20 protein-coding genes and 1 other RNA gene are annotated in these 20,403 nt (G+C 51.5%); 14 read left to right on the top strand and 7 right to left on the bottom strand.

Features of this window, described 5'->3' with window-relative positions; genetic code table 11:
- Positions 1–15 precede the first annotated feature (15 nt).
- The 4 genes from cpdA (at position 16) to parC (ending at position 5,804) form a co-directional block, all read left to right on the top strand.
- Entirely contained in the window at positions 16–834 is an 819-nt protein-coding gene (cpdA, locus tag CAG64_RS22095) for a 3',5'-cyclic-AMP phosphodiesterase (protein WP_021706940.1), read from the top strand.
- Entirely contained in the window at positions 835–1,416 is a 582-nt protein-coding gene (gene yqiA, locus CAG64_RS22090; RefSeq protein ID WP_021706941.1) for an esterase YqiA, read from the top strand.
- A 225-nt stretch (positions 1,417–1,641) separates the two neighbouring features.
- On the top strand, positions 1,642–3,528 hold the full coding sequence (parE, locus tag CAG64_RS22085) for a DNA topoisomerase IV subunit B (protein WP_021706942.1): 1,887 nt from the start codon (positions 1,642–1,644) through the stop codon (positions 3,526–3,528).
- 2 nt (positions 3,529–3,530) lie between these two features.
- The gene (parC, locus tag CAG64_RS22080) at positions 3,531–5,804 is read left to right on the top strand and encodes a DNA topoisomerase IV subunit A (protein ID WP_161453509.1); all 2,274 of its coding nucleotides are present in this window, start codon (positions 3,531–3,533) and stop codon (positions 5,802–5,804) included.
- A gap of 64 nt (positions 5,805–5,868) precedes the next feature.
- Here parC and degS read toward each other — a convergent pair whose 3' ends face one another.
- The 3 genes from degS to zapG all read right to left on the bottom strand — a co-directional run bounded on the left by degS (position 5,869) and on the right by zapG (position 8,980).
- Positions 5,869–6,930, bottom strand: coding sequence for an outer membrane-stress sensor serine endopeptidase DegS (degS, locus tag CAG64_RS22075; protein WP_021706944.1), 1,062 nt, complete (start codon positions 6,928–6,930; stop codon positions 5,869–5,871).
- 120 nt (positions 6,931–7,050) lie between these two features.
- Positions 7,051–8,418: a DegQ family serine endoprotease gene (locus CAG64_RS22070; protein WP_161457511.1), complete on the bottom strand. Its 1,368-nt coding sequence runs from the start codon at positions 8,416–8,418 to the stop codon at positions 7,051–7,053.
- A 118-nt stretch (positions 8,419–8,536) separates the two neighbouring features.
- The gene (zapG, locus tag CAG64_RS22065; RefSeq protein ID WP_161453506.1) at positions 8,537–8,980 is read right to left on the bottom strand and encodes a Z-ring associated protein ZapG; all 444 of its coding nucleotides are present in this window, start codon (positions 8,978–8,980) and stop codon (positions 8,537–8,539) included.
- Positions 8,981–9,117: 137 nt separating this feature from the next.
- On the opposite strand from zapG, the gene zapE reads away from it, so the two are divergent.
- The 8 genes from zapE to sspB all read left to right on the top strand — a co-directional run bounded on the left by zapE (position 9,118) and on the right by sspB (position 15,441).
- A complete protein-coding gene (zapE, locus tag CAG64_RS22060; RefSeq protein WP_021706947.1) occupies positions 9,118–10,221 on the top strand; it encodes a cell division protein ZapE in 1,104 nt (367 codons plus the stop codon).
- 231 nt (positions 10,222–10,452) lie between these two features.
- Entirely contained in the window at positions 10,453–10,881 is a 429-nt protein-coding gene (rplM, locus tag CAG64_RS22055; RefSeq protein WP_021706948.1) for a 50S ribosomal protein L13, read from the top strand.
- A 15-nt stretch (positions 10,882–10,896) separates the two neighbouring features.
- Positions 10,897–11,289, top strand: a complete 393-nt coding sequence (rpsI, locus tag CAG64_RS22050; protein ID WP_021706949.1) for a 30S ribosomal protein S9 — start codon at positions 10,897–10,899, stop codon at positions 11,287–11,289.
- 329 nt (positions 11,290–11,618) lie between these two features.
- Positions 11,619–12,212 carry a ubiquinol-cytochrome c reductase iron-sulfur subunit gene (gene petA / locus CAG64_RS22045; protein WP_040903124.1) on the top strand — a complete coding sequence of 198 codons (594 nt, stop codon included), beginning with the start codon at positions 11,619–11,621 and terminating at the stop codon, positions 12,210–12,212.
- On the top strand, positions 12,212–13,477 hold the full coding sequence (locus CAG64_RS22040; protein WP_021706951.1) for a cytochrome b: 1,266 nt from the start codon (positions 12,212–12,214) through the stop codon (positions 13,475–13,477). The genes petA and CAG64_RS22040 overlap by 1 nt, the downstream gene beginning before the upstream one ends.
- Entirely contained in the window at positions 13,474–14,211 is a 738-nt protein-coding gene (locus tag CAG64_RS22035) for a cytochrome c1 (protein WP_021706952.1), read from the top strand. The genes CAG64_RS22040 and CAG64_RS22035 overlap by 4 nt, the downstream gene beginning before the upstream one ends.
- Positions 14,212–14,308: 97 nt before the next feature.
- Positions 14,309–14,944 (top strand): stringent starvation protein SspA, encoded by a 636-nt coding sequence (sspA, locus tag CAG64_RS22030; protein WP_021706953.1) that lies wholly within the window; start codon positions 14,309–14,311, stop codon positions 14,942–14,944.
- A gap of 8 nt (positions 14,945–14,952) precedes the next feature.
- Positions 14,953–15,441 carry a ClpXP protease specificity-enhancing factor gene (sspB, locus tag CAG64_RS22025; RefSeq protein ID WP_161457510.1) on the top strand — a complete coding sequence of 163 codons (489 nt, stop codon included), beginning with the start codon at positions 14,953–14,955 and terminating at the stop codon, positions 15,439–15,441.
- Positions 15,442–15,488: 47 nt separating this feature from the next.
- Here sspB and CAG64_RS22020 read toward each other — a convergent pair whose 3' ends face one another.
- Genes CAG64_RS22020 through CAG64_RS22005 form a run of 4 tightly spaced genes read right to left on the bottom strand, consistent with a single transcriptional unit; the run spans position 15,489 to position 18,896 of the window.
- Positions 15,489–16,058: a BON domain-containing protein gene (locus CAG64_RS22020; protein ID WP_161457520.1), complete on the bottom strand. Its 570-nt coding sequence runs from the start codon at positions 16,056–16,058 to the stop codon at positions 15,489–15,491.
- Positions 16,059–16,060: 2 nt separating this feature from the next.
- Complete coding sequence (locus tag CAG64_RS22015; RefSeq protein ID WP_021706956.1) at positions 16,061–16,651, bottom strand: phosphoheptose isomerase; 591 nt, start codon at positions 16,649–16,651, stop codon at positions 16,061–16,063.
- 3 nt (positions 16,652–16,654) lie between these two features.
- The gene (locus tag CAG64_RS22010) at positions 16,655–17,023 is read right to left on the bottom strand and encodes a YraN family protein (RefSeq protein WP_156008755.1); all 369 of its coding nucleotides are present in this window, start codon (positions 17,021–17,023) and stop codon (positions 16,655–16,657) included.
- A complete protein-coding gene (locus tag CAG64_RS22005; RefSeq protein ID WP_161457509.1) occupies positions 16,998–18,896 on the bottom strand; it encodes a penicillin-binding protein activator in 1,899 nt (632 codons plus the stop codon). Before CAG64_RS22005 ends, CAG64_RS22010 begins: the two co-directional genes overlap by 26 nt.
- A 67-nt stretch (positions 18,897–18,963) precedes the next feature.
- On the opposite strand from CAG64_RS22005, the gene rsmI reads away from it, so the two are divergent.
- Positions 18,964–19,827, top strand: coding sequence for a 16S rRNA (cytidine(1402)-2'-O)-methyltransferase (gene rsmI, locus CAG64_RS22000; protein WP_161457508.1), 864 nt, complete (start codon positions 18,964–18,966; stop codon positions 19,825–19,827).
- Positions 19,828–19,947: 120 nt separating this feature from the next.
- Positions 19,948–20,340: RNase P RNA component class A (rnpB, locus tag CAG64_RS21995), an RNA gene on the top strand.
- Positions 20,341–20,403 lie beyond the last annotated feature (63 nt).

Below are 20,403 nucleotides of genomic sequence, written 5' to 3'. Positions count from 1 at the left end.
TTTAGGTTTTAGATTTTGAACGTGTCGTCAAGCTCAACAGATCAGCGGATCAAACTGCTGCAGATTACAGATACTCATCTGTTTGCGCCCGAAGACGGAAGCTTACTCAGTGTCAACACGGCGGAGAGTTTTCATGCTGTGGTGGCAGCCATTCTTGAGCGGCAGGTGGGGTTTGATGCCATTCTGGCTACCGGAGATATTTCTCAGGACCACAGCCGCGAGTCGTATGAGAAGTTTGAGCGTGGTATCCAGCCACTGAGCCAGCCATGTTTCTGGTTGCCGGGCAATCACGATTATAAGCCCAGCATGGGGGCGATTCTGCCGTCGCAGCAAATCCAGACCGCAGAGCATGTGCTGCTCGGCGAACACTGGCAGATGATTCTGCTGGACTCGCAGGTTGTGGGGGTCCCGCACGGACGGTTGAGTGATGCTCAATTGACCTTGCTGGATAATCAGTTGAGCGCTCACCCGGATCGTTACACGCTGGTGCTATTGCATCATCACCCATTGTTGGTTGGCAGTGCCTGGCTGGATCAGCATACCCTCAAAGACAGTGAGGCGTTCTGGGAGATCGTGGATAAACACAGCAATGTTCGTGCGGTGTTGTGCGGCCATATTCATCAGGAAATGGATCTGCAACGTGGCGATGTCCGAGTGATGGCCACCCCCTCAACTTGCGTTCAGTTTAAACCTCGCTCAAACGATTTTGCGCTTGATCGTCAGTCACCTGGATGGCGTGAGCTGGAACTGTGTCAAGACGGCACTTTGCACACTCAGGTGCAGCGACTGCCGGAAGGACATTTCTTGCCTGACTTCAGCGCTTCGGGGTACTGAATGAAAAAGCCACTGCTACTGTACATCCACGGGTTTAACAGCTCGCCGTTGTCGGTCAAAGCATCGGACATGAAAAGCTACTGCCAGACACACCGCCCGGACATCAAAGTTGTGGTTCCGCAGTTACCTTGTTTCCCGCAGCAAGCGGCAGAGCTGCTCACGCAACTTGTGGAGCAGTATCAGAATGATTACCGCATTGGTCTGGTGGGCAGTTCGCTTGGCGGCTACTTGTCGACCTGGCTCAATCAAGGCTATGGCTTTAAAGCGGTAGTGGTGAATCCGGCCGTACGTCCATATGAGTTGTTGGTGGATTACCTCGGGGAACAGGAAAACCCGTATACCCACGAGCGTTACCAGTTGACGAAGGCGCATATTGAAGAGCTGAAAGCACTCGATGTGCCGGTGCTCGCTGATCCGCAAGATTTTTGGCTGCTGCAGCAGACGGGGGATGAAGTGCTCGACTATCGTCAGGCCGTCAGTAAGTTTGCTGCCGCCAAACAAACCATTGAACAGGGAGGAGACCACAGTTTTGTCGGTTTTGAACGTTATCCGCCCGCGATTATTCAGTTCTTAGGGCTGTAATACATCTCTTTGCGCTCATTGAGGGAAGAGTCATAATTTTGCCTGTTACTCACTTATGTCGCTTGACATAAGTCGAGCTCTTCCAGACTATGTTCCACCTATACTTTGCTGCGTTTCATGGCGGATAAATCAGCCATGGCTGACCGTTTTTTGCTCAAATCACAAAAACATTCATGAACAGAGCGTAAAGTAACTCATTATTTATTTACGAAAGCATTCCGTATTATGACTGAACAATATAATGCTGGAGCCATTGAGGTTCTTAATGGTTTAGAACCAGTACGTCGCCGACCAGGGATGTATACGGATACCGCTCGCCCAAACCATCTGGGTCAGGAAGTGATCGACAACAGTGTCGATGAAGCGTTAGCCGGACATGCCTCCAAGGTACAAGTGATTCTTCATGCCGACCAGTCACTTGAAGTGATCGATGATGGTCGTGGTATGCCTGTTGATATTCACCCGGAAGAGAAGGTTTCCGGGGTTGAATTGATCCTTTGCAAGCTGCACGCCGGTGGTAAATTCTCCAACAAAAACTATCAGTTCTCCGGTGGTCTGCACGGCGTGGGCATTTCGGTGGTGAACGCCCTGTCCAAGCGTGTGGAAGTAACCGTGCGCCGCGATGGTCAGGTGTATGAAATTGCCTTTGAACACGGTGATAAGGTCGAAGATCTGACTGTGACTGGTACCTGTGGCCGCCGTAATCGGGGCACCAGCGTGCACTTCTGGCCTGAAGCCAAATATTTTGACTCCGCTAACTTCTCTGTGACGCGTCTGGTCAACAACCTGCGTGCTAAAGCGGTGCTGTGCCCTGGTCTTGAAATCACCTTCAGTGACAAGGTCAATGGCAAAGAGCACCGGTGGCTCTATGAAGACGGTCTGAAAGACTATCTGGCCGAAGGTGTCAAAGGCTATCCGGTGTTACCGGAAGAACCATTTACCGGCGAATTTTCTGCGGAAACGGAAGCGGCTACCTGGGCGGTGATCTGGCAGCCGGAAGGCGGTGAGATGATCACCGAAAGCTACGTCAACCTGATCCCGACAGCGCAGGGAGGCACCCATGTGAATGGGTTGCGTCAGGGCCTGCTGGATGCGATGCGCGAATTTTGTGAGTTCCGTAACCTGCTACCACGTGGTGTCAAGCTGACCGGTGATGACGTGTTCGACCGCTGTAGTTACGTGCTGTCGGTCAAAATGCAGGATCCCCAATTTGCAGGGCAGACTAAAGAACGTCTGTCGTCACGTCAGACGGCAGCCTTTGTTTCTGGCGTCGTCAAAGATGCGTTCAGTTTGTGGTTGAATGAAAAGCCGCAACTGGCTGAGCAACTAGCGGAAGTGTGTATTGCTAATGCGCATCGCCGTATGCGCGCGAGCAAAAAAGTGGTGCGTAAGAAAGTCGCGTCTGGCCCGGCTCTGCCGGGGAAACTGACCGATTGTTCGGTGCAGGACCTCAACCGTACCGAGCTGTTCCTGGTGGAAGGGGACTCGGCCGGCGGCAGTGCGAAACAAGCCCGCGATCGCGAATTTCAGGCGGTGATGCCACTGCGCGGTAAGATTCTTAATACCTGGGAAGTGTCGGCGGATCAGGTGCTGGCGTCGCAGGAAGTGCACGATATTTCCGTTGCATTGGGGATCGACCCGGACAGCGATAATCTGGACAGCCTGCGTTACGGCAAAGTCTGCATTCTGGCCGATGCGGACTCAGATGGTCTGCACATCGCCACCTTGTTGTGTGCGTTGTTTACCCGCCATTTCCGTGCGTTGGTTGAGGCAGGACACGTTTATGTGGCGATGCCGCCGCTGTATCGCATCGATTGTGGTAAAGAGGTCTTTTACGCGTTGGATGACGGCGAGAAAGACGGCATCCTTGAACGTTTGAGTAAGAAAAAAGCCAAAATCAACGTTCAGCGATTCAAAGGTTTGGGTGAAATGAACCCGCTGCAGTTGCGTGAAACCACGATGGATCCGAACACGCGTCGTCTGGTGCAACTGACCATCGATGACGATGAAGCAACCAATGAAATGATGGATATGCTGCTGGGTAAAAAGCGTGCCGATGACCGTCGCAGTTGGCTGCAACGCAACGGCGATCAGGCGGAGGTTGAGGTTTAACCATGTCTACTGAAATTACCTACGATGGCGTTGAACAACTGCCACTGCGCAAGTTTACCGAAGACGCTTATCTGAATTACTCCATGTACGTCATCATGGACCGGGCATTGCCATACATTGGTGATGGCCTGAAGCCGGTTCAGCGACGTATCATTTACGCCATGTCGGAGCTGGGATTGTCCGCTTCGGCTAAGTACAAAAAATCCGCGCGTACCGTCGGTGACGTATTGGGTAAATATCACCCTCACGGTGATTCCGCCTGTTACGAAGCCATGGTCTTGATGGCGCAGCCATTCTCCTACCGGTATCCTCTGGTTGATGGTCAGGGGAACTGGGGGGCACCGGACGATCCGAAATCGTTCGCTGCGATGCGTTATACCGAAGCGAAACTGTCCAAGTTTGCCGAAGTACTGCTCGGGGAACTGGGTCAGGGCACGGTTGAGTGGCAACCAAACTTTGATGGCACGATGAAAGAGCCGCAAATGTTGCCAGCCCGACTGCCACATATTCTGCTCAATGGCGTGACTGGCATTGCCGTCGGCATGGCCACCGACATTCCACCGCATAACGTACGTGAAATTGCCGATGCGACCATCCACCTGATCGATAATCCGAAAGCGGAACTGCCCGAGGTGATGGATTACGTTAAAGGACCGGATTATCCGACGGAAGCGGAGATCATTTCACCCAAAGCGGAAATCGAGAAGATTTATCGCAACGGTCGCGGCAGCATTAAAATGCGTGCGGTATGGCACAAAGAAGGCAGTGACATTGTGGTGACCGCGTTGCCACATCAGGTTTCCGGTGCGAAGTTGCTGGAACAGATCGCCAACCAGATGCGCGCCAAGAAGCTACCGATGGTCGACGATTTGCGTGATGAATCGGATCACGAGAATCCGACGCGTATCGTGATCGTTCCGCGTTCGAACCGGGTCGACAGCGAGCAACTGATGAACCATTTGTTCGCCTCGACGGATCTGGAAAGAAATTACCGCGTTAACCTGAATATGATCGGTCTGGACAACCGTCCACAAGTCAAAGGGCTGGTGCAAATCCTGAGCGAATGGATTGAGTTCCGTCGTGAGACCGTACGTCGTCGTTTGCAATACCGTCTGGATAAAGTGCTGGCACGTCTGCACATTCTGGAAGGTTTGCTGGTCGCGTATCTGAATCTCGATGAAGTGATTGAAATCATCCGGACCGAAGACGATCCGAAAGCCGTGCTGATGGCGCGCTTTGGTATCACCGACATTCAGGCGGACGCTATCCTCGACACCAAACTTCGTCATCTGGCTAAGCTGGAAGAGATGAAGATCCGCGGTGAACAGGAAGAGCTGGAAAAAGAGCGTGAGAAACTGGAACAACTGCTGGGTTCCGAACGCCGTCTGAATACCTTGCTGAAGAAAGAGATCAAAGCCGATGCTGAGAAGTATGGCGACGACCGCCGTTCACCGCTGATAGAACGTGCGGAAGCCAAAGCGCTGACTGAACGTGACCTGGTGCCAAGTGAGCCGATCACGGTTGTGTTGTCAGAAAAAGGCTGGATCCGTCACGCCAAAGGTCATGACGTCAATGCGGAAGGGCTTAACTACAAGTCTGGCGATAAGTATCTGGCTCATGCCATCGGTAAGAGCAACCAACAGGCCGTATTCCTTGGCAGTGATGGTCGCAGTTATTCACTCGAATCGCACTCTATGCCGTCTGCGCGTAGCCAGGGTGAACCGATCACTGGGCGACTCAATATTAGTGCCGGCACGCATGTGCGTCAGGTTGTGATGGGTGAAGAAGATCAGCTGTGGTTGATTGGCTCGGATGCTGGTTACGGCTTCGTGTGTAAAGGCGCGGATATGCTGTCGAAAAACCGCAGTGGTAAAGCGCTGGTGACATTGCCGCAAAACTCGGAAATCATGACGCCGCAAAGCATCAATGATCTCGACTCCGATGAAATTCTGGCGATCACTAACCAGGGCCGGATGTTACTGTTCCCGATCAAAGACCTGCCGCAACTGGGCAAAGGGAAAGGAAACAAGATCATCAACATTCCGGCAGCGAAAGCCAAAGAGCGTGAAGAGTTTGTCTCGCACCTGATGGCCTTGCCGCAAGGCTGCTCGGTGACGCTTTATGCCGGAAAACGCAAGTTAGGCCTGAAGCCGGCGGACCTGGAGAATTTCCGTGGTGAACGAGGCCGTCGTGGCAGCTTACTGCCAAGGGGGTTGCAGCGCGTAACCCGGATTGACGTGGAAAGTGACGCAACGGAACCTGCCGAAGAAGAGTAACAAGAAACATCCCCGCCAATGAGCGGGGATGTTTATATCTGTGACTGTTGGTTTAATCGCGGTACTAGCGGGTGTCTTCCGCAACGGTCACTGTCAGGGTTTTCTCTTCGCCTTTACGTAGGATCAGCACATCAACGGTGGTACCTGGACGCAGGTCAGTAACCAGGTCCATCACACTTTGTCGGCCGTTGACTTTTTCGCCATCGATTTTCAGGATAATGTCCTGAGCCTGAAAGCCCGCGGTGCTGGCAGGCCCATTGGGGTCCACCCCCAGTACGATGATACCACCCATATGTTCATTACCCAGCAGACGGGCTGTAACCGGGTTGATGTCCTGACCATCGACACCGATATAGCCGCGGATCACCCGGCCATCAGCGATGATTTTTTCCATGATTTTACTCGCCAGCGCATACGGAATAGCAAACGAGATACCATAGGTCTCCAGATCGGTGGCTTGTTGGAACGATGCAGTATTGATGCCAACCAGTTCCCCCCGTGTGTTAACCAGTGCGCCTCCGGAGTTCCCCTGATTGATGGCAGCATCCGTTTGAATAAAGGCCTGGCGTCCATCGGCGCTGATTGATGAACGCCCGGTAGCGGAGATGATGCCAAAGGTCGTGGTCTGTCCCAGATTGTATGGGTTACCGATCGCCAGGACGACGTCGCCGACGTTGGGCGAGTAATTCGGGTTGAGCGGGATCACCGGCAGGCTGGACAGTTCAATACGCAGAATCGCGATATCCGTGCGGCGATCTTTGCCCACCAGCTGCGCAGCGGCGACGCGACCGTCTTGCAGTGCTACGATGATCTGATCGGCCTGAGCGACGACATGATAATTGGTGATGATGTAGCCTTTCGGGTTCACAATCACGCCGGATCCCAAGCCCTGCGTCGACAATTTGGTGCGGTCATTTTCAGCATACTTGCGGCTGTAGATATTGACCACGGCCGGCGCAGCACGTCGGTAAGCGCTATTGAAGGAAATCTGCAAGTCGCTCAAATCTTGAGGGCTGGCGGTGTCGACCACGGGAATCACATTGGAACGCAAAGAAGGCACCGCGAGGATCAGGAGAGCGGCAGTCAGAACACCCAATAACACTGACCGCAACAGGAATTTCAGCATAGTTTTCTCATAACGCCCCAATTAACATAATTCGAATCGCAGAGCATAGCATCAGATCTCAAAATAATAAAAGGGCAGCTCATCTCTGAGCTGCCCTTTGGTAAGCGAGTCGCGTTTTGTCTAGCGAACGACTAAGTATATCGAACGTTCACCCCGTTGAATATTCAGCGCCAGAACTCCCGGGTTTTTCTCCAGCACTGCACGCAGGTCCGCGAGGTTTTTCACCCGGTGACGGTTCACACCGATGATGATGTCGCCGGTCTGCAACTGATAAGCTTCAGCTGGTGAGCCTTTTTTCACTTCGGTTACTTTAACGCCGGTCACCGGATCGCCTTTGGTGGTGTTGGTTAGCTCGGCGCCAGTCAGTCCTTCATGCAGTTTCTCGGCAGCGGTCTTGATGTTGGTTTGCTCGCCCAGTGTGACCCGGAAGCTGCGTTCTTTGCCGTCACGTACCACGCCGAGCGTGACTTCTTTACCAGCTCCCAGGGTGGCGACTTTAGCGCGCAGCTCTGAGAAGGTGTTGATCGCTTTGCCATTGACCGACACGATGACATCACCAGCTTGTAGCCCCGCTTTATCGGCGGCGCTGTCAGGCACCACCTGGCTAACAAAGGCCCCTTTACTGGACTCGTAACCCAGGGCGTCAGCCAGCTCTGAGGTGACTTCGCCCCCCTGAACCCCCAGCATGCCGCGTTTGACCTCACCAAATTCCAGAATTTGGTCGGCGAGATTTTTCATCATATTGGACGGGATCGCAAAGCCGATACCGACGTTACCGCCGCTTGGGCCTAGAATGGCGGTATTGATACCGATCAGCTCACCATTTAGGTTGACCAGAGCACCGCCCGAGTTACCGCTGTTGATGGCCGCGTCGGTCTGAATGAAGTTCTCGAAGTTTTCGATGTTGAGCCCGCTGCGCCCCAGCGCTGACACAATCCCCGAGGTGACGGTCTGGCCAAGGCCAAACGGGTTACCGATGGCCACGGCGAAATCACCGACCCGCAATCGATCCGAATCTGCAATCTTAATTTCCGTTAAATTCTTCGCTTTCTCGAGCTGCAATAGCGCGACGTCAGACATTTTATCGCCGCCGATCAGCTCTGCTTTGTATTCACGACCATCGTGCAGCTTGACCCGGATTTTCTCGGCGCCGTTGATGACGTGATAGTTGGTGACGATATAGCCTTTCTCGGCATCGATAATTACGCCGGAGCCCAGTCCGCGGAAAGGACGTTCCTGAAGCTGCTCAGTCGGAAAGTCAGGGCCAAAGAAGAAACGGAACTGTTCGGGAAGACGCTGTTTGGATACCTGAGTGCCTTCGACGGCAATGCTGACCACCGCTGGTGTGACTTTTTCCAGCATTGGGGCCAGGCTCGGCAGCTGTTCACCGCTGGCAGAAAAAGGCAAGGCTGCGGTGGCCGATATAGGGGTGATGAGTGAACTTATGCTTAACGACAGGATGGTTAAGGCAAGCAAAGGTTTTTTCATCGTTTTAACTCCTTTCAGTTAACGCCATTGAGGTTAATATTTGTCCGAAATATTAAAAAACAATTGCTACATCTGAGAGTTATGACTCAAAAACCTTTGTTTAGTTCACCAGTGTGATTTATGAGGCTTTGACGTTCACCACATCGGCGGAGCGAATGATCTCTTTCTCCTGCTCACGCAGTAAGCCGGTGGCGCCGCTGGCGTAGTCTTTCGGTGCCTGCTCGCTCAGTTCATCCACGACATCACGCGGCTCTTCCGCCTGGGTGAGTTTCTTCGTGAATGGGTTATCCTGCTCTGGCAGGTTAGGAAGGAGCTCGACAGAGGTCTTCGCCATGTGCTGATACAGCTTAGTGTAATCTTTACCCAGTGTATCCAGCATTTCTGCGGCCTGGGCAAAATGGTCAGCCAATTCCTGGCGATGCTGCTCTATCTCGAACTTAGCCGCATCCAGGTCTTTCTGAATGTTCTTTTGCTTTTTGTACTCAGGGGTCATGATTCGGGTAATCACAATCCCCAAGACCGCACCTACTAACAGGCCAACAAGGGCATAAATCCAAGGCATAATAGCTCCTTATCATTGTTATTTAACATGTTTTTTACCGGTTGGTTACACATGTTCAAATCACATGGTACTATGAGTCCCAGATTGGATAAAGCAAAATGCGTGTGCTCCGATTAGAAGTTTGAATGGAAAGGTGTATGACTCCCAAGCAGCGATACGAGAACGATCTTTTAACTCCTGGCTTTCAACACGATGCCGCTCAGCAACAAGCTGTCGACGCCCTAGATAGCCTTTATCATCAGATTCTCGAGCATGTGAACCAGCCACCAGCGACGCGATCGTTATGGCAGCGTTTGTCCGGTAAAAAGGCAAGTCAGGCGGAGGCGCCGAAAGGGCTGTATTTCTGGGGTGGAGTGGGGCGCGGTAAAACCTATCTGATGGACGCGTTTTATGACGCCTTACCTATCCAGAAAAAAATGCGCGTCCATTTTCACCGTTTCATGTACCGGGTGCATGATGAACTGGCGGCCCTGGCCGAGGTGAGCGATCCGCTTGAGTGTGTCGCTGATAAGTTTAAGTTGGAAGCGGACGTCATTTGTTTTGATGAGTTTTTTGTTTCAGATATTACCGATGCCATGATACTGGGCACTCTGTTTCAGGCTCTGTTCAGACGCGGGGTGATTTTGGTCGCGACGTCGAACATTCCGCCACATGATCTGTACCGCAATGGCTTACAGCGTGCGCGTTTTCTGCCGGCGATTGAATTGATCGAAACGCATTGCCACATCCTGAATGTCGACAGTGGCGTCGACTATCGGCTACGTACGCTGGAGCAGGCGGAGATTTACCACTTTCCAATTGATGACGCCGCCCGCAGTAATCTGATGCGTTATTTCCGTCAATTAGTCGGTGAAGACAAAGCTTACCAACAGAAGATTGACATCAATCATCGTCAATTGGAGGTTGTCGCCAGTTGTGACGGGGTGCTTCAGGCGACGTTTGCCCAGCTGTGCGAAACCGCCCGTAGCCAAAATGACTATATTGAACTCTCCAAACTGTATCACACGGTATTGCTGTCAGACGTGAAACAAATGGGGCGCAATATTGACGATGCGGCGCGACGTTTTATTGCTCTGGTGGACGAGTTTTACGAGCGACACGTTAAACTGATTATTTCGGCAGAAGTTGCCTTAGAAGCCCTGTATACACAAGGGCATCTGGAGTTTGAATTCAAACGTTGTCAGTCACGCCTGATTGAAATGCAGAGTCACGAATACCTAGCTCGGGAGCATTTAGGTTAAAGGCTGTCTGCGATTTTTAGACAACGAAGAAAAAATTCGTGATTTTGTTCAAAAAGAGGTGATTTTTTCTTCGCTCTTCTCTATAATCCTGCGACCCACCGTTACTGCAGACTCAATTTTTCCAAGTTGGGTCGAGAGTGCCACCCACTCGAAGGGGTGATGACTGGGCTCTTAGTCAGTGGGAGCTAAGGCTCCTTAAGTGTAAATTTAAATTAACGGGTTATTATTAGCATGAAAACTTTCGTTGCTAAACCAGAAACTGTAAAACGCGACTGGTACGTTGTAGACGCTGAGGGTAAAACTCTAGGTCGTCTAGCAAGTGAAATTGCATCTCGCCTACGTGGCAAACACAAAGCTGAATACACTCCTCACGTTGACACTGGTGATTACATCATCGTTATCAACGCTGAGAAAGTTGCTGTAACAGGCAACAAAGCTAAAAACAAAGTGTACTACCGTCACTCTGAGTTCCCAGGCGGCCTAAAATCAATCACTTTTGAAAAGCTGATCGATCGTAAGCCTGAGATGGCTCTTGAACTAGCGGTTAAAGGCATGCTTCCACGTGGTCCTCTTGGCCGTGCTATGTACCGTAAGCTGAAAGTTTACGCTGGCGCTGAGCACAACCATGCTGCTCAACAACCACAAGTACTGGACATCTAATCGGGGATTTCGGAAATGGCAGAGAATCAATACTACGGCACTGGCCGTCGCAAAAGCTCAGCTGCACGTGTTTTCATCAAACCAGGCAGCGGCAACATCGTAATCAACAAGCGTAGCCTTGATGAGTACTTCGGTCGTCCAACTTCTCGCATGGTTGTTAAACAACCTCTTGAGCTAGTTGAAATGACTGAGAAACTGGACCTATACGTTACTGTTAAAGGTGGCGGTATTTCAGGTCAAGCAGGTGCTATCCGTCACGGTATCACTCGCGCTCTGATGGAATACGATGAGTCTCTACGTCCTGCTCTACGTGCCGCTGGTTACGTTACTCGTGACGCTCGTCGCGTTGAACGTAAGAAAGTGGGTCTGCGTAAAGCACGTCGTCGTCCACAATTCTCTAAGCGTTAATCTCTTTTTACGAAAAGAGAACGCTCCGATTTTTATATCGGATTGTGGGTCAAAAGCCTGGCATTTTTGCCAGGCTTTTTTGTTTTTTGCTCGAAGAAAATCCTCTCCCGAACGGCCGTTTATTCTGCTTTGTTTCACTTATCTCCCTTTTGTGACCTCACAAGCGATTTACTTCACAAATGTTACAAAAAGGTAGCTTTATCTTGTCAAAAAGTAGGGTTTTATTTATCATTTCCCATCAAATAAATACAACGAAAATCGTATTTTGTTAGCCATGCTCTGTCATCGGAATAACGATAATCCATAAGGAGCAAATGGGAGAATGTTGGATGAGCAATGCGCCTTTAAATAACGGTCGCAGACGTTTCTTGACGGCAACAACGGCGGTTGTTGGTGGTCTTGGAGCAGCTGCTGTCGCCGTTCCTTTTATTAAGTCCTGGAACCCGAGTGCCAAAGCGAAAGCTGCCGGTGCCCCAGTTGAAGTTGATGTCAGCAAACTGGAAGAAGGGCAGATGGTTCGTGTCGAGTGGCGTGGTAAGCCTGTATGGGTGGTTCGACGTGCACAGTCTATCGTTGACGGCCTGAAGGTCATCGACGGTCAATTACGTGATCCTTCTTCAGAAGAAGCACAGCAACCGGATTACGCTCAGAATGAGTACCGTTCGATCAAACCCGAGTATTTCATCGCGGTTGGTATCTGTACTCACCTGGGGTGTTCGCCTACCTATTTACCAGACAGTTTCAGCGAACAGGTTCAGGGTGTGAAGTCAGGTTTCTTCTGTCCGTGTCACGGTTCGAAGTTTGATATGGCTGGCCGAGTCTTCCAGGGGGTGCCCGCGCCGCTGAACTTGGTGGTGCCTAAGCACATGTACCTGAGTGATACCAAAATCATTATCGGTATTGATGAAACTGGGGAGGCATAATGCAAGCTCTACTTGATTGGGTAGAAAAACGCATACCCGCAATGAATGCGTACAAGAAACACCTTTCTGAGTATCCAATGCCGAAGAACTTCAACTTCTGGTACTTGTTTGGCTCACTGGCAATGCTTGTCCTGGTTAACCAGATCCTAACGGGTATCTGGTTGACTATGAACTATGTTCCGTCCGGCGACGGCGCGTTTGCTTCTATCGAATACATCATGCGTGATGTGGAATACGGCTGGCTGCTGCGTTACATGCACTCCACTGGCGCATCGGCGTTCTTTATTGTGGTGTATCTGCACATGTTCCGTGGACTTATCTACGGCTCATACCAGAAGCCGCGTGAGCTGCTGTGGTTGTTCGGTATGCTGATCTTCCTGGTTCTGATGGCAGAAGCCTTTATGGGTTACCTGTTGCCATGGGGGCAGATGTCCTACTGGGGCGCTCAGGTGATCATTTCTCTGTTTGGTGCGATTCCTGTGATCGGTGACGATCTGACACTATGGATTCGTGGCGACTACGTAATCTCCGGCGCGACGCTGAACCGTTTCTTTGCTCTGCATGTAATCGCACTACCGATCGTATTACTACTCTTGATCGTGCTGCACGTGCTGGCGCTGCATGAGGTGGGTTCTAACAACCCGGATGGCATCGAAACTAAGCTGCCGAAAGGCTCTATGGGCGACGATTACCAGAGCCAGTTCAAGTTCCACGAGTACTACACTAAGAAATACGACATCATCGATTCGATTCCTTTCCATCCGTACGGTACGGTTAAGGATTTGGTGGGTGTGGCAGGCTTCCTGTTCCTGTTCTGTTATGTCTTGTTCTTTAACCCAGAGATGGGCGGTTACTTCCTTGAGCCACCTAACTTTGAAGCGGCAAACCCGCTGAAAACGCCTGAGCACATTGCACCGGTTTGGTACTTCACACCGTTCTACGCGATTCTGCGTGCGGTACCGGACAAGCTGCTGGGTGTTATCGCAATGGGGGCATCCATTGTGGTTCTGTTTGTGCTGCCTTGGTTGGATCGTTGTAAAGTGCGTTCTTACCGTTACCGTAGCAAGCTTCATTTGATCAATATCATTCAGTTCACCATCTGCTTTATCGCGCTGGGTATTCTGGGGGCGCTGCCTGCGACTCCAACATACACACTGCTGGCGCAGATCTTTAGCTTAGGTTACTTCATGTTCTTCGTGCTGCTGTTCTTCTACAGCAAGAATGAAGCGACCAAACCATTACCAGAGAGGGTGAATTTCAAATGAAGAAATGGATTGTAGTTTTATTTGCTTTGCTGCCATCTCTGGCGATGGCTGCTGGTGCGAAGGTGCCGTTGGACCAAGCCAACAACGATCTGACGGATGAGGCATCACTGCAAAACGGTGCCAAACTGTTTATGAACTACTGTTTTGGCTGTCACTCGGCGCAATATCAACGCTATGAGCGTGTTGCGACTGACCTCGGCATTCCGGCTGATCTGATGAAAGAAAACCTGATTTTCAATCCTGAAGCGAAAATTGGTGACTTGATGGAAAATGCCATTCCTGAAGAGTCGGCTGCGAAGTGGTTTGGCGCGCCACCACCAGATTTGACGCTGGTGGCCCGCGTGCGTGGTACCGATTGGCTGTATACTTACCTGCGTTCATTTTACGCCGATCCGTCTCGTCCGTTTGGGGTGAATAACATCGTTTTCCCGAGTGTGGGCATGCCTCACGTGTTGGAAGAGCTGCAGGGGATTCCGCAGCCCGTGTTTGAAACCAAAATGGTGGATGGTGAAGAGCATAAAGTCGTGGTTGGTACCAAAACCGACGGAACGGGTGAGCTGCATACCGAAGAGTACGACAGAGCGGTCCGTGATCTGGTGAACTTTCTGGAGTACTCCGGTGACCCGGTCAAGCTCGAGCGTCATGCTCTTGGCTGGTGGGTGATGGGCTTCTTGGTTCTGCTGACCATCGTGGTCGTGTTACTCAAGAAAGAGTATTGGCGCGATGTGCACTAATTGTGCTATCATACCGTGCTAATTTCCGCGTTTTAACGTTTACAATGGAGGCTTAGCCTCCATTGTTTTTATTTAAGTAAGTGTGCTGGAGGGCTCCATGGCTGTAGCTGCCAATAAACGTTCTGTGATGACTCTATTTTCAAGCGCATCTGATATGTATAGCCATCAGGTACGCATTGTACTGGCTGAGAAAGGCGTCAGTGTAGAAGTTGAACTTGTTGATGAAGCAAATCTGCCAGCTGAGCTGATTGAGTTGAATCCATACAAGACAGTGCCAACTCTGGTTGACCGCGAGCTTGCGCTGTACGATTCGAAGATCATCATGGAATACCTGGATGAGCGTTTTCCTCACCCACCACTGATGCCTGTTTACCCGGTTGCCCGCGGTAATAGCCGTCTGATGATCTACCGTATTGAGAAAAACTGGTACTCACTGGCTGAGAAAGTGGTGAAAGGCACTGCGGAAGAATCGGAAGCTGCGCGTAACAAACTGCGCAACGACCTGCTGACTCTGGCGCCGGTTTTCGCTGAATACGAATACTTCATGAGTGAAGAATTCAGCCTGATCGACTGTTACCTGGCTCCGCTGTTGTGGCGTTTGCCTGTACTGGGTATTGAGTTGACAGGTCCGGGTTCAAAAGAACTGAAGGTTTACATGAACCGCGTATTTGAACGTGATTCATTCCTGGCTTCACTGACTGAAGCTGAACGAGAAATGCGCCTAGCTCGCTAACAGAATCGATGGATATTGCCCAAATGACTCCGCGTCGCCCATACATGCTGCGCGCGTTTTATGACTGGTTGGTTGACAACGATCTGACGCCTCACTTAGTGGTGGACGCCACTTTACCTGGGGTTCGGGTTCCGGTTGAGTTTATCCAGGATGGCCAGATCATCCTCAATCTCGCTCCGCGAGCGGTCGGGAATCTGGAACTGGGGAACGAAGCGATTACCTTCAACGCCCGTTTCGGCGGACGTCCTCATTCGGTGATTGTGCCTCTATACGCGGTGCAGGCGATTTATGCACGCGAAAATGGGGCAGGGACCATGTTTGAGCCTGAGCCAGCTTACGACATCGCTTATGAAGATGAAGCGCTGGAAGAGCTGGCTGAAGAAGCCGAAGCCACAGGTCTGACTGTAGCGACCTCGGCGGAAAACCAGACCACGGACGACGATGATGACGAAGCACCACGTCCCAAAGGACGGCCGAGTTTGAGAGTCGTGAAATAAAAAAAGCAGCGCATTAGCGCTGCTTTTTTATCGACTTCATTTAAGCGTCAGTCGGCGTATTCAAACGCTTTGATGACTTGCTTTACACCAGAGATATTTCGGGCGATGTTGACGGCTTTATCGGCGTGCGCACGTTTGACGTAGCCCAGCAAAAAGACTTCTTTGTCCTCGGTAATGACCTTGATTTTGACGGTAGTCAGCTCGCTGTCAGCCAGTAGCGACGACTTCACTTTGGTGGTGATCCAGCTGTCATGGCTGATTTCGCCAACCGAGAGTGGTGCTTTGAGCCGGACTTGATTGTAGATGGTTTTGACGCCCTTGACGTCACGAGCCTGTGCAACGAACTGATCGAGTAACTCCTGGTTACGAGCTTGTCCCATCAGAACCACAGTGCCGTTGTAGGAACTGGCCACAATGCGCACATTGCCAGTGTACGGCGCTTTGTTACCAATACCGGCGACTTCAAACTCAATGTTGTTGTCATTCCAAATCTCCTGCGTTGAACGGGGATCGGTCACAATGTTGGCGGTGGTTGCCGCACCAGCGACAAATAATCCCGCACACCCGGAGGTCGACAGGATAACCGCAGTCAGTAGCAAGGTTTTTAGGCTTTTCATCATTACTCTTCGTGTGTCGGAAACAGAACTTGATCGATAAGATCGCACAAGCAGTGCAACGTCACCATATGGACTTCGTGAATTCTGGCGGTTCTGTGAGATGGAATCCGAATTTCCACATCATTTTCGCCCAGTAACCCGGCCATTTCACCGCCGTCTTTGCCGGTCAAAGCGATGATGGTCATGTCGCGAGTCACTGCCGCTTCCATCGCTTTGATGATGTTCTTACTGTTACCACTGGTGGATATTGCCAGTAAAATGTCACCCGGCTGACCGAACGCACGTACTTGTTTGGAGAAGATCTCTTCATAATGATAGTCGTTGGCGACCGCCGTGAGCGTGGTATTGTCAGCGGTCAGTGCCATGCCCGGCAGACTGGGACGTTCGGTTTCAAAGCGATTGAGCAGGCAAGAGACAAACTGTTGAGCATTCGAAGAGGAGCCGCCATTGCCGCAACAGAGTATTTTATTGCCGTTGAGCAGGCTGGTGACCATGGCCTGAGCCCCATGGGTAATGGCATCGGGCAGCGCTTCGGCTGCAGCGATTTGAATTTGAATGCTTTCTTTGAAACTGTCTTTAATGCTGTCGAGCATTGATTATCCTTGAACTATTGCGTTTTTTATCCAGTCAGTTTGCTTGCCGTTATCATGAATGGCAACGACGTCAAACCGAAAGTCGGTTGTGTGAACCGAAAGGTTCTGGGTTTGTAGCCAACGGGTTGCTGTCCGGATCAGCTTTTGCATTTTCTGATACGTAACCGTTTCCGCTGCATGACCAAAGTTCTGATGAGTACGGTAGCGTACCTCTACGAAGACGATGGTATCACCGTCACGCATGATCAGATCGATCTCACCCGTTCTGGCGCTAAAGTTTCTCTCAATTAACGACAGACCGCAACCAAGTAAATACTCTTTGGCTGCGGTCTCGTAGTGAGCGCCTTTAGAGCGACGGCTCAAGCTCTTCAGCAGTTTCATCCGGTTCCGCCGTTGGCAACTCGTCCGTGGCAATATCATCGCTGCCGGTCGTCGTTACTGGGGTTGCTTTCCCGTACTCACCCCAACTGATTTCACGCTGAACGACGCACTGTGAGTCGATGCTCAGGATGCCGGTTTGGCCATCCACCGTGTAGCCAGACACCACTTTCATTTGTGGCAGCTCTTCCATCAGAGTATACGCGTCCATGCCCATCGCTTTGAGACGCTTCTCGACGTTGGACTCACGTGGCCACAGCTCCGCCATTTGCTCGGCTGTTTGTGGATCGGGTGAGATCAGCAGTGGAATATCGCTGTAAGCAACACCGGTCAGGTCTTCATACTGTTTACGGCCGTTGTTGCTGCTGGAGTTAGCGAACAGCTTCGGTGGCGCGGTATCCGGGTTGATGGCGACTTCGATAAATGGCTTGATCAGTGTCAACTCGGAGCTTTTGGCCACAATATACACCGCGTCGATGTCACGACGGCTGCGCGGCTGGGATTCCAGTGAACGGCGCATCAGGGATTGCATCTGAGTGATACGTTGTTGACTGTCTTGCAGGCCAAAAACCGTGTTGATGTTGCGTTGTAGCTGACGTTTATCACCAAATAGGCTGACCGCCACTTTATTCGGGCTGTATTTTCGCCACTCTTTTTCAAACGCTTCTGTTACGCGTTCACCCAAACGACCTTTCGGTGCCAGGAGCAGTGGAAACTGGTAGCCTAGCTCGTGCAGGTGTTTGGCAGCCTGAGCCACTTCCTGTTCAGGGGAAAGCGCCAAATAGCACACGCCCGGGCCATCTTCGAGTTGATCCGGAATGTTCAGCGCCAGTGTTGGGATAGGCGCTGGCAGGCTGCTCTGTTCACGTTGCAGGGCTTCAACGTTTTCTTTGGTTAACGGACCGACGATGAAATCGATGTTTTTCTGCACCAGCGTCTGTTTGATCTGTTCGGTAGAGTTGGTGTTGGTATCGATCACCGTCAGTGAGGCGTTTGGATCGCGGTTAGGATCGTTCATCATTTTCATCATGAATCCATCGCGGATCAGTTGCGCCTGTTTGGCGTATTTGCCGGAAAGCGGCAGCAGCAGTGCGGAATTCACTGGCTTGATAATGTCCAGCGCCAGGATGTTGGTCAGAGATTGAGGTGTGTACTGGGCCGCCGGATGATTCGGGTTTTCTGCCAGCCACTTTTCCAGAGTATTTTTCAACTGAGGAATATCGCTGGTCATGGTTTTCGCGTACACCGCCAGTTGCAGCCAGCCATCGAGTACAGCTTCGTTCGGCGCGGCCGCCAGCTCGGTAATGTCGTCGGTTTTGTACTTGGTCAGGTTGCTCCAGATTTGCTCAGACAACATCGGCTGCTGGCTTGGAATCAAATATGGCGAGGCCAGTGTCAGCTCACGACTGGCATCGAAATATTTTCCCTGACGGGTCAGTAACTCGGCGCGCAACTGATGGTATTCCAGCCACTGCTGATCATCCAGTTGCCAGCTTGGCTGAAAATTCAGCTGTTTCAGCGCTTGTGGGTAACGCTCTTGCGTCACCAACAGTTGCGCACGAGCCAATTGCCATTCGGCCTGCTGGGCGTCGCTGAGCTGCTGCTTTGACAGGCGGTTAACGATCAATTCCGCTTGCTGAGTGTCGCCCGCCTGGATAGCGGCTTTCAGCGCCAGGATTAGCCAATCGTTCTGGATGCTGCCTTGTGTACTGTCGGCTTGCATCAGGTAGCGCTGGGCGGATTGAGTCGGGGCAGAGGTGATGTCCACGTCCGATGTGGAAGGCGTAGACGAACAAGCTGCCAGTGTAATTGCTAATGCAACAGGAGTGAGTAAGCGTGGTACACTGACTCTCTTGTGGTTTTTCATAGCCATGAGTTCTTTATTTTGCGTGTAAAATTGTTTCTATATTAATCGTTGAAGTGATGGTAAACAAATGACAGATAATAAAACTTTGCCAATGGACGTCCCGACTCTTTATATCGTCCCGACGCCAATTGGTAACCTGGGCGACATCACACACCGCGCACTGGACGTGCTGAACGGAGTGGACCTGATTGCTGCCGAAGACACCCGCCATACAGGGAAGTTACTGTCTCACTTCAATATTCAAACGAAGACCTATGCGCTACATGATCACAATGAACAGCAAAAAGCACAAGTCTTAGTCGAAAAATTGCTCGCCGGGCAATCCATCGCTTTGGTGTCAGACGCCGGCACGCCACTTATTAGTGATCCAGGGTACCATCTGGTATCGCAATGTCGTCAGGCAGGCGTCAAAGTTGTGCCATTACCGGGTGCGTGCGCCGTCATTACTGCGTTAAGTGCCTCAGGATTGCCGTCGGATCGTTTCAGTTTTGAAGGTTTCTTACCGGCGAAGAGCAAAGGGCGTAAAGACAAATTTCTTGAAATTGCCAAAGCGGAGCGCACCTGCATTTTTTATGAATCACCACATCGGATCACGGATTCTCTGCAGGATATGCTGGCGGTCCTCGGCCCGGAGCGTGAGGTGGTGCTGGCCCGTGAGCTGACCAAAACCTTTGAAACCATTCAGGGTATGCCATTGGCTGAACTGGTTGAATGGGTGGCCGCGGATGACAATCAACAGAGGGGTGAGATGGTGCTGCTGGTGCACGGGTTCCGGGCCAGCTCAGACGGCAGTTTGCCGGAAGAAGCGACCCGCACGCTGGCGATTCTGACTCAGGAACTGCCCCTTAAGAAAGCGGCGGCCCTGGCGGCGGAAATCTACAGCGTGAAGAAAAACGCTTTGTATAAGTGGGGCCTGGAACATTTAGGTTAAGTGTCACAAGGGTGAGATTTTGCGCGCTGTTGGTGAAACTTTGCTCGCTTAAGGCGGAAAGTGCCATCCAGGCCGGATCTTCCTAGACACCCGTCACAGAACTCTATACAATCCGCCCTCGGAGTCGACCGGGTAGTCGCTGCTTCATTGATGTCTTCAGCCTAGTGTTGGGGAGACTGATGGAGGGGAGGAAAGTCCGGGCTCCATAGAGCAGGGTGCCAGGTAACGCCTGGGGGGCGCAAGCCTACGACAAGTGCAGCAGAGAGAAGACCGCCGATGGCCCGTAAGGGATCAGGTAAGGGTGAAAGGGTGCGGTAAGAGCGCACCGGACGACTGGCAACAGTTCGTTGCAAGGTAAACTCCACCCGGAGCAAGACCAAATAGGCCTCCACATTGCGTTGCTCGCGTAAGGAGGCGGGTAGGTTGCTTGAGCCAGTGAGCGATTGCTGGCCTAGACGAATGGCTACTGCCGCGCAAGCGGAACAGAACCCGGCTTACAGGTCGACTCCCACTATTCAGACCCATCGTAACTTTTCGGTTATGATGGGTTTTTTGCTTTTTACTGACGAAAATGTT

It is taken from the genome of Vibrio sp. V38_P2S17PM301, from assembly GCF_009904845.1.
GTDB lineage: Bacteria > Pseudomonadota > Gammaproteobacteria > Enterobacterales > Vibrionaceae > Vibrio > Vibrio proteolyticus.
This window is presented reverse-complemented; position numbering and strand designations above follow the sequence as displayed.

Bases quoted from the DNA above. Each gene is read 5' to 3' on its own strand.
- petA (WP_040903124.1), top strand. From the start codon at position 11,619: ATGAGCAATGCGCCTTTAAATAACGGTCGCAGACGTTTCTTGACGGCA.
- CAG64_RS22070 (WP_161457511.1), bottom strand. From the start codon at position 8,418: ATGAAAAAACCTTTGCTTGCCTTAACCATCCTGTCGTTAAGCATAAGT.
- CAG64_RS22015 (WP_021706956.1), bottom strand. From the start codon at position 16,651: ATGCTCGACAGCATTAAAGACAGTTTCAAAGAAAGCATTCAAATTCAA.
- sspB (WP_161457510.1), top strand. From the start codon at position 14,953: ATGGATATTGCCCAAATGACTCCGCGTCGCCCATACATGCTGCGCGCG.
- zapE (WP_021706947.1), top strand. From the start codon at position 9,118: ATGACTCCCAAGCAGCGATACGAGAACGATCTTTTAACTCCTGGCTTT.
- CAG64_RS22005 (WP_161457509.1), bottom strand. From the start codon at position 18,896: ATGAAAAACCACAAGAGAGTCAGTGTACCACGCTTACTCACTCCTGTT.
- sspA (WP_021706953.1), top strand. From the start codon at position 14,309: ATGGCTGTAGCTGCCAATAAACGTTCTGTGATGACTCTATTTTCAAGC.
- CAG64_RS22040 (WP_021706951.1), top strand. From the start codon at position 12,212: ATGCAAGCTCTACTTGATTGGGTAGAAAAACGCATACCCGCAATGAAT.
- parC (WP_161453509.1), top strand. From the start codon at position 3,531: ATGTCTACTGAAATTACCTACGATGGCGTTGAACAACTGCCACTGCGC.
- CAG64_RS22035 (WP_021706952.1), top strand. From the start codon at position 13,474: ATGAAGAAATGGATTGTAGTTTTATTTGCTTTGCTGCCATCTCTGGCG.
- zapG (WP_161453506.1), bottom strand. From the start codon at position 8,980: ATGCCTTGGATTTATGCCCTTGTTGGCCTGTTAGTAGGTGCGGTCTTG.
- parE (WP_021706942.1), top strand. From the start codon at position 1,642: ATGACTGAACAATATAATGCTGGAGCCATTGAGGTTCTTAATGGTTTA.
- CAG64_RS22020 (WP_161457520.1), bottom strand. From the start codon at position 16,058: ATGAAAAGCCTAAAAACCTTGCTACTGACTGCGGTTATCCTGTCGACC.
- yqiA (WP_021706941.1), top strand. From the start codon at position 835: ATGAAAAAGCCACTGCTACTGTACATCCACGGGTTTAACAGCTCGCCG.
- rplM (WP_021706948.1), top strand. From the start codon at position 10,453: ATGAAAACTTTCGTTGCTAAACCAGAAACTGTAAAACGCGACTGGTAC.
- degS (WP_021706944.1), bottom strand. From the start codon at position 6,930: ATGCTGAAATTCCTGTTGCGGTCAGTGTTATTGGGTGTTCTGACTGCC.
- rpsI (WP_021706949.1), top strand. From the start codon at position 10,897: ATGGCAGAGAATCAATACTACGGCACTGGCCGTCGCAAAAGCTCAGCT.
- rsmI (WP_161457508.1), top strand. From the start codon at position 18,964: ATGACAGATAATAAAACTTTGCCAATGGACGTCCCGACTCTTTATATC.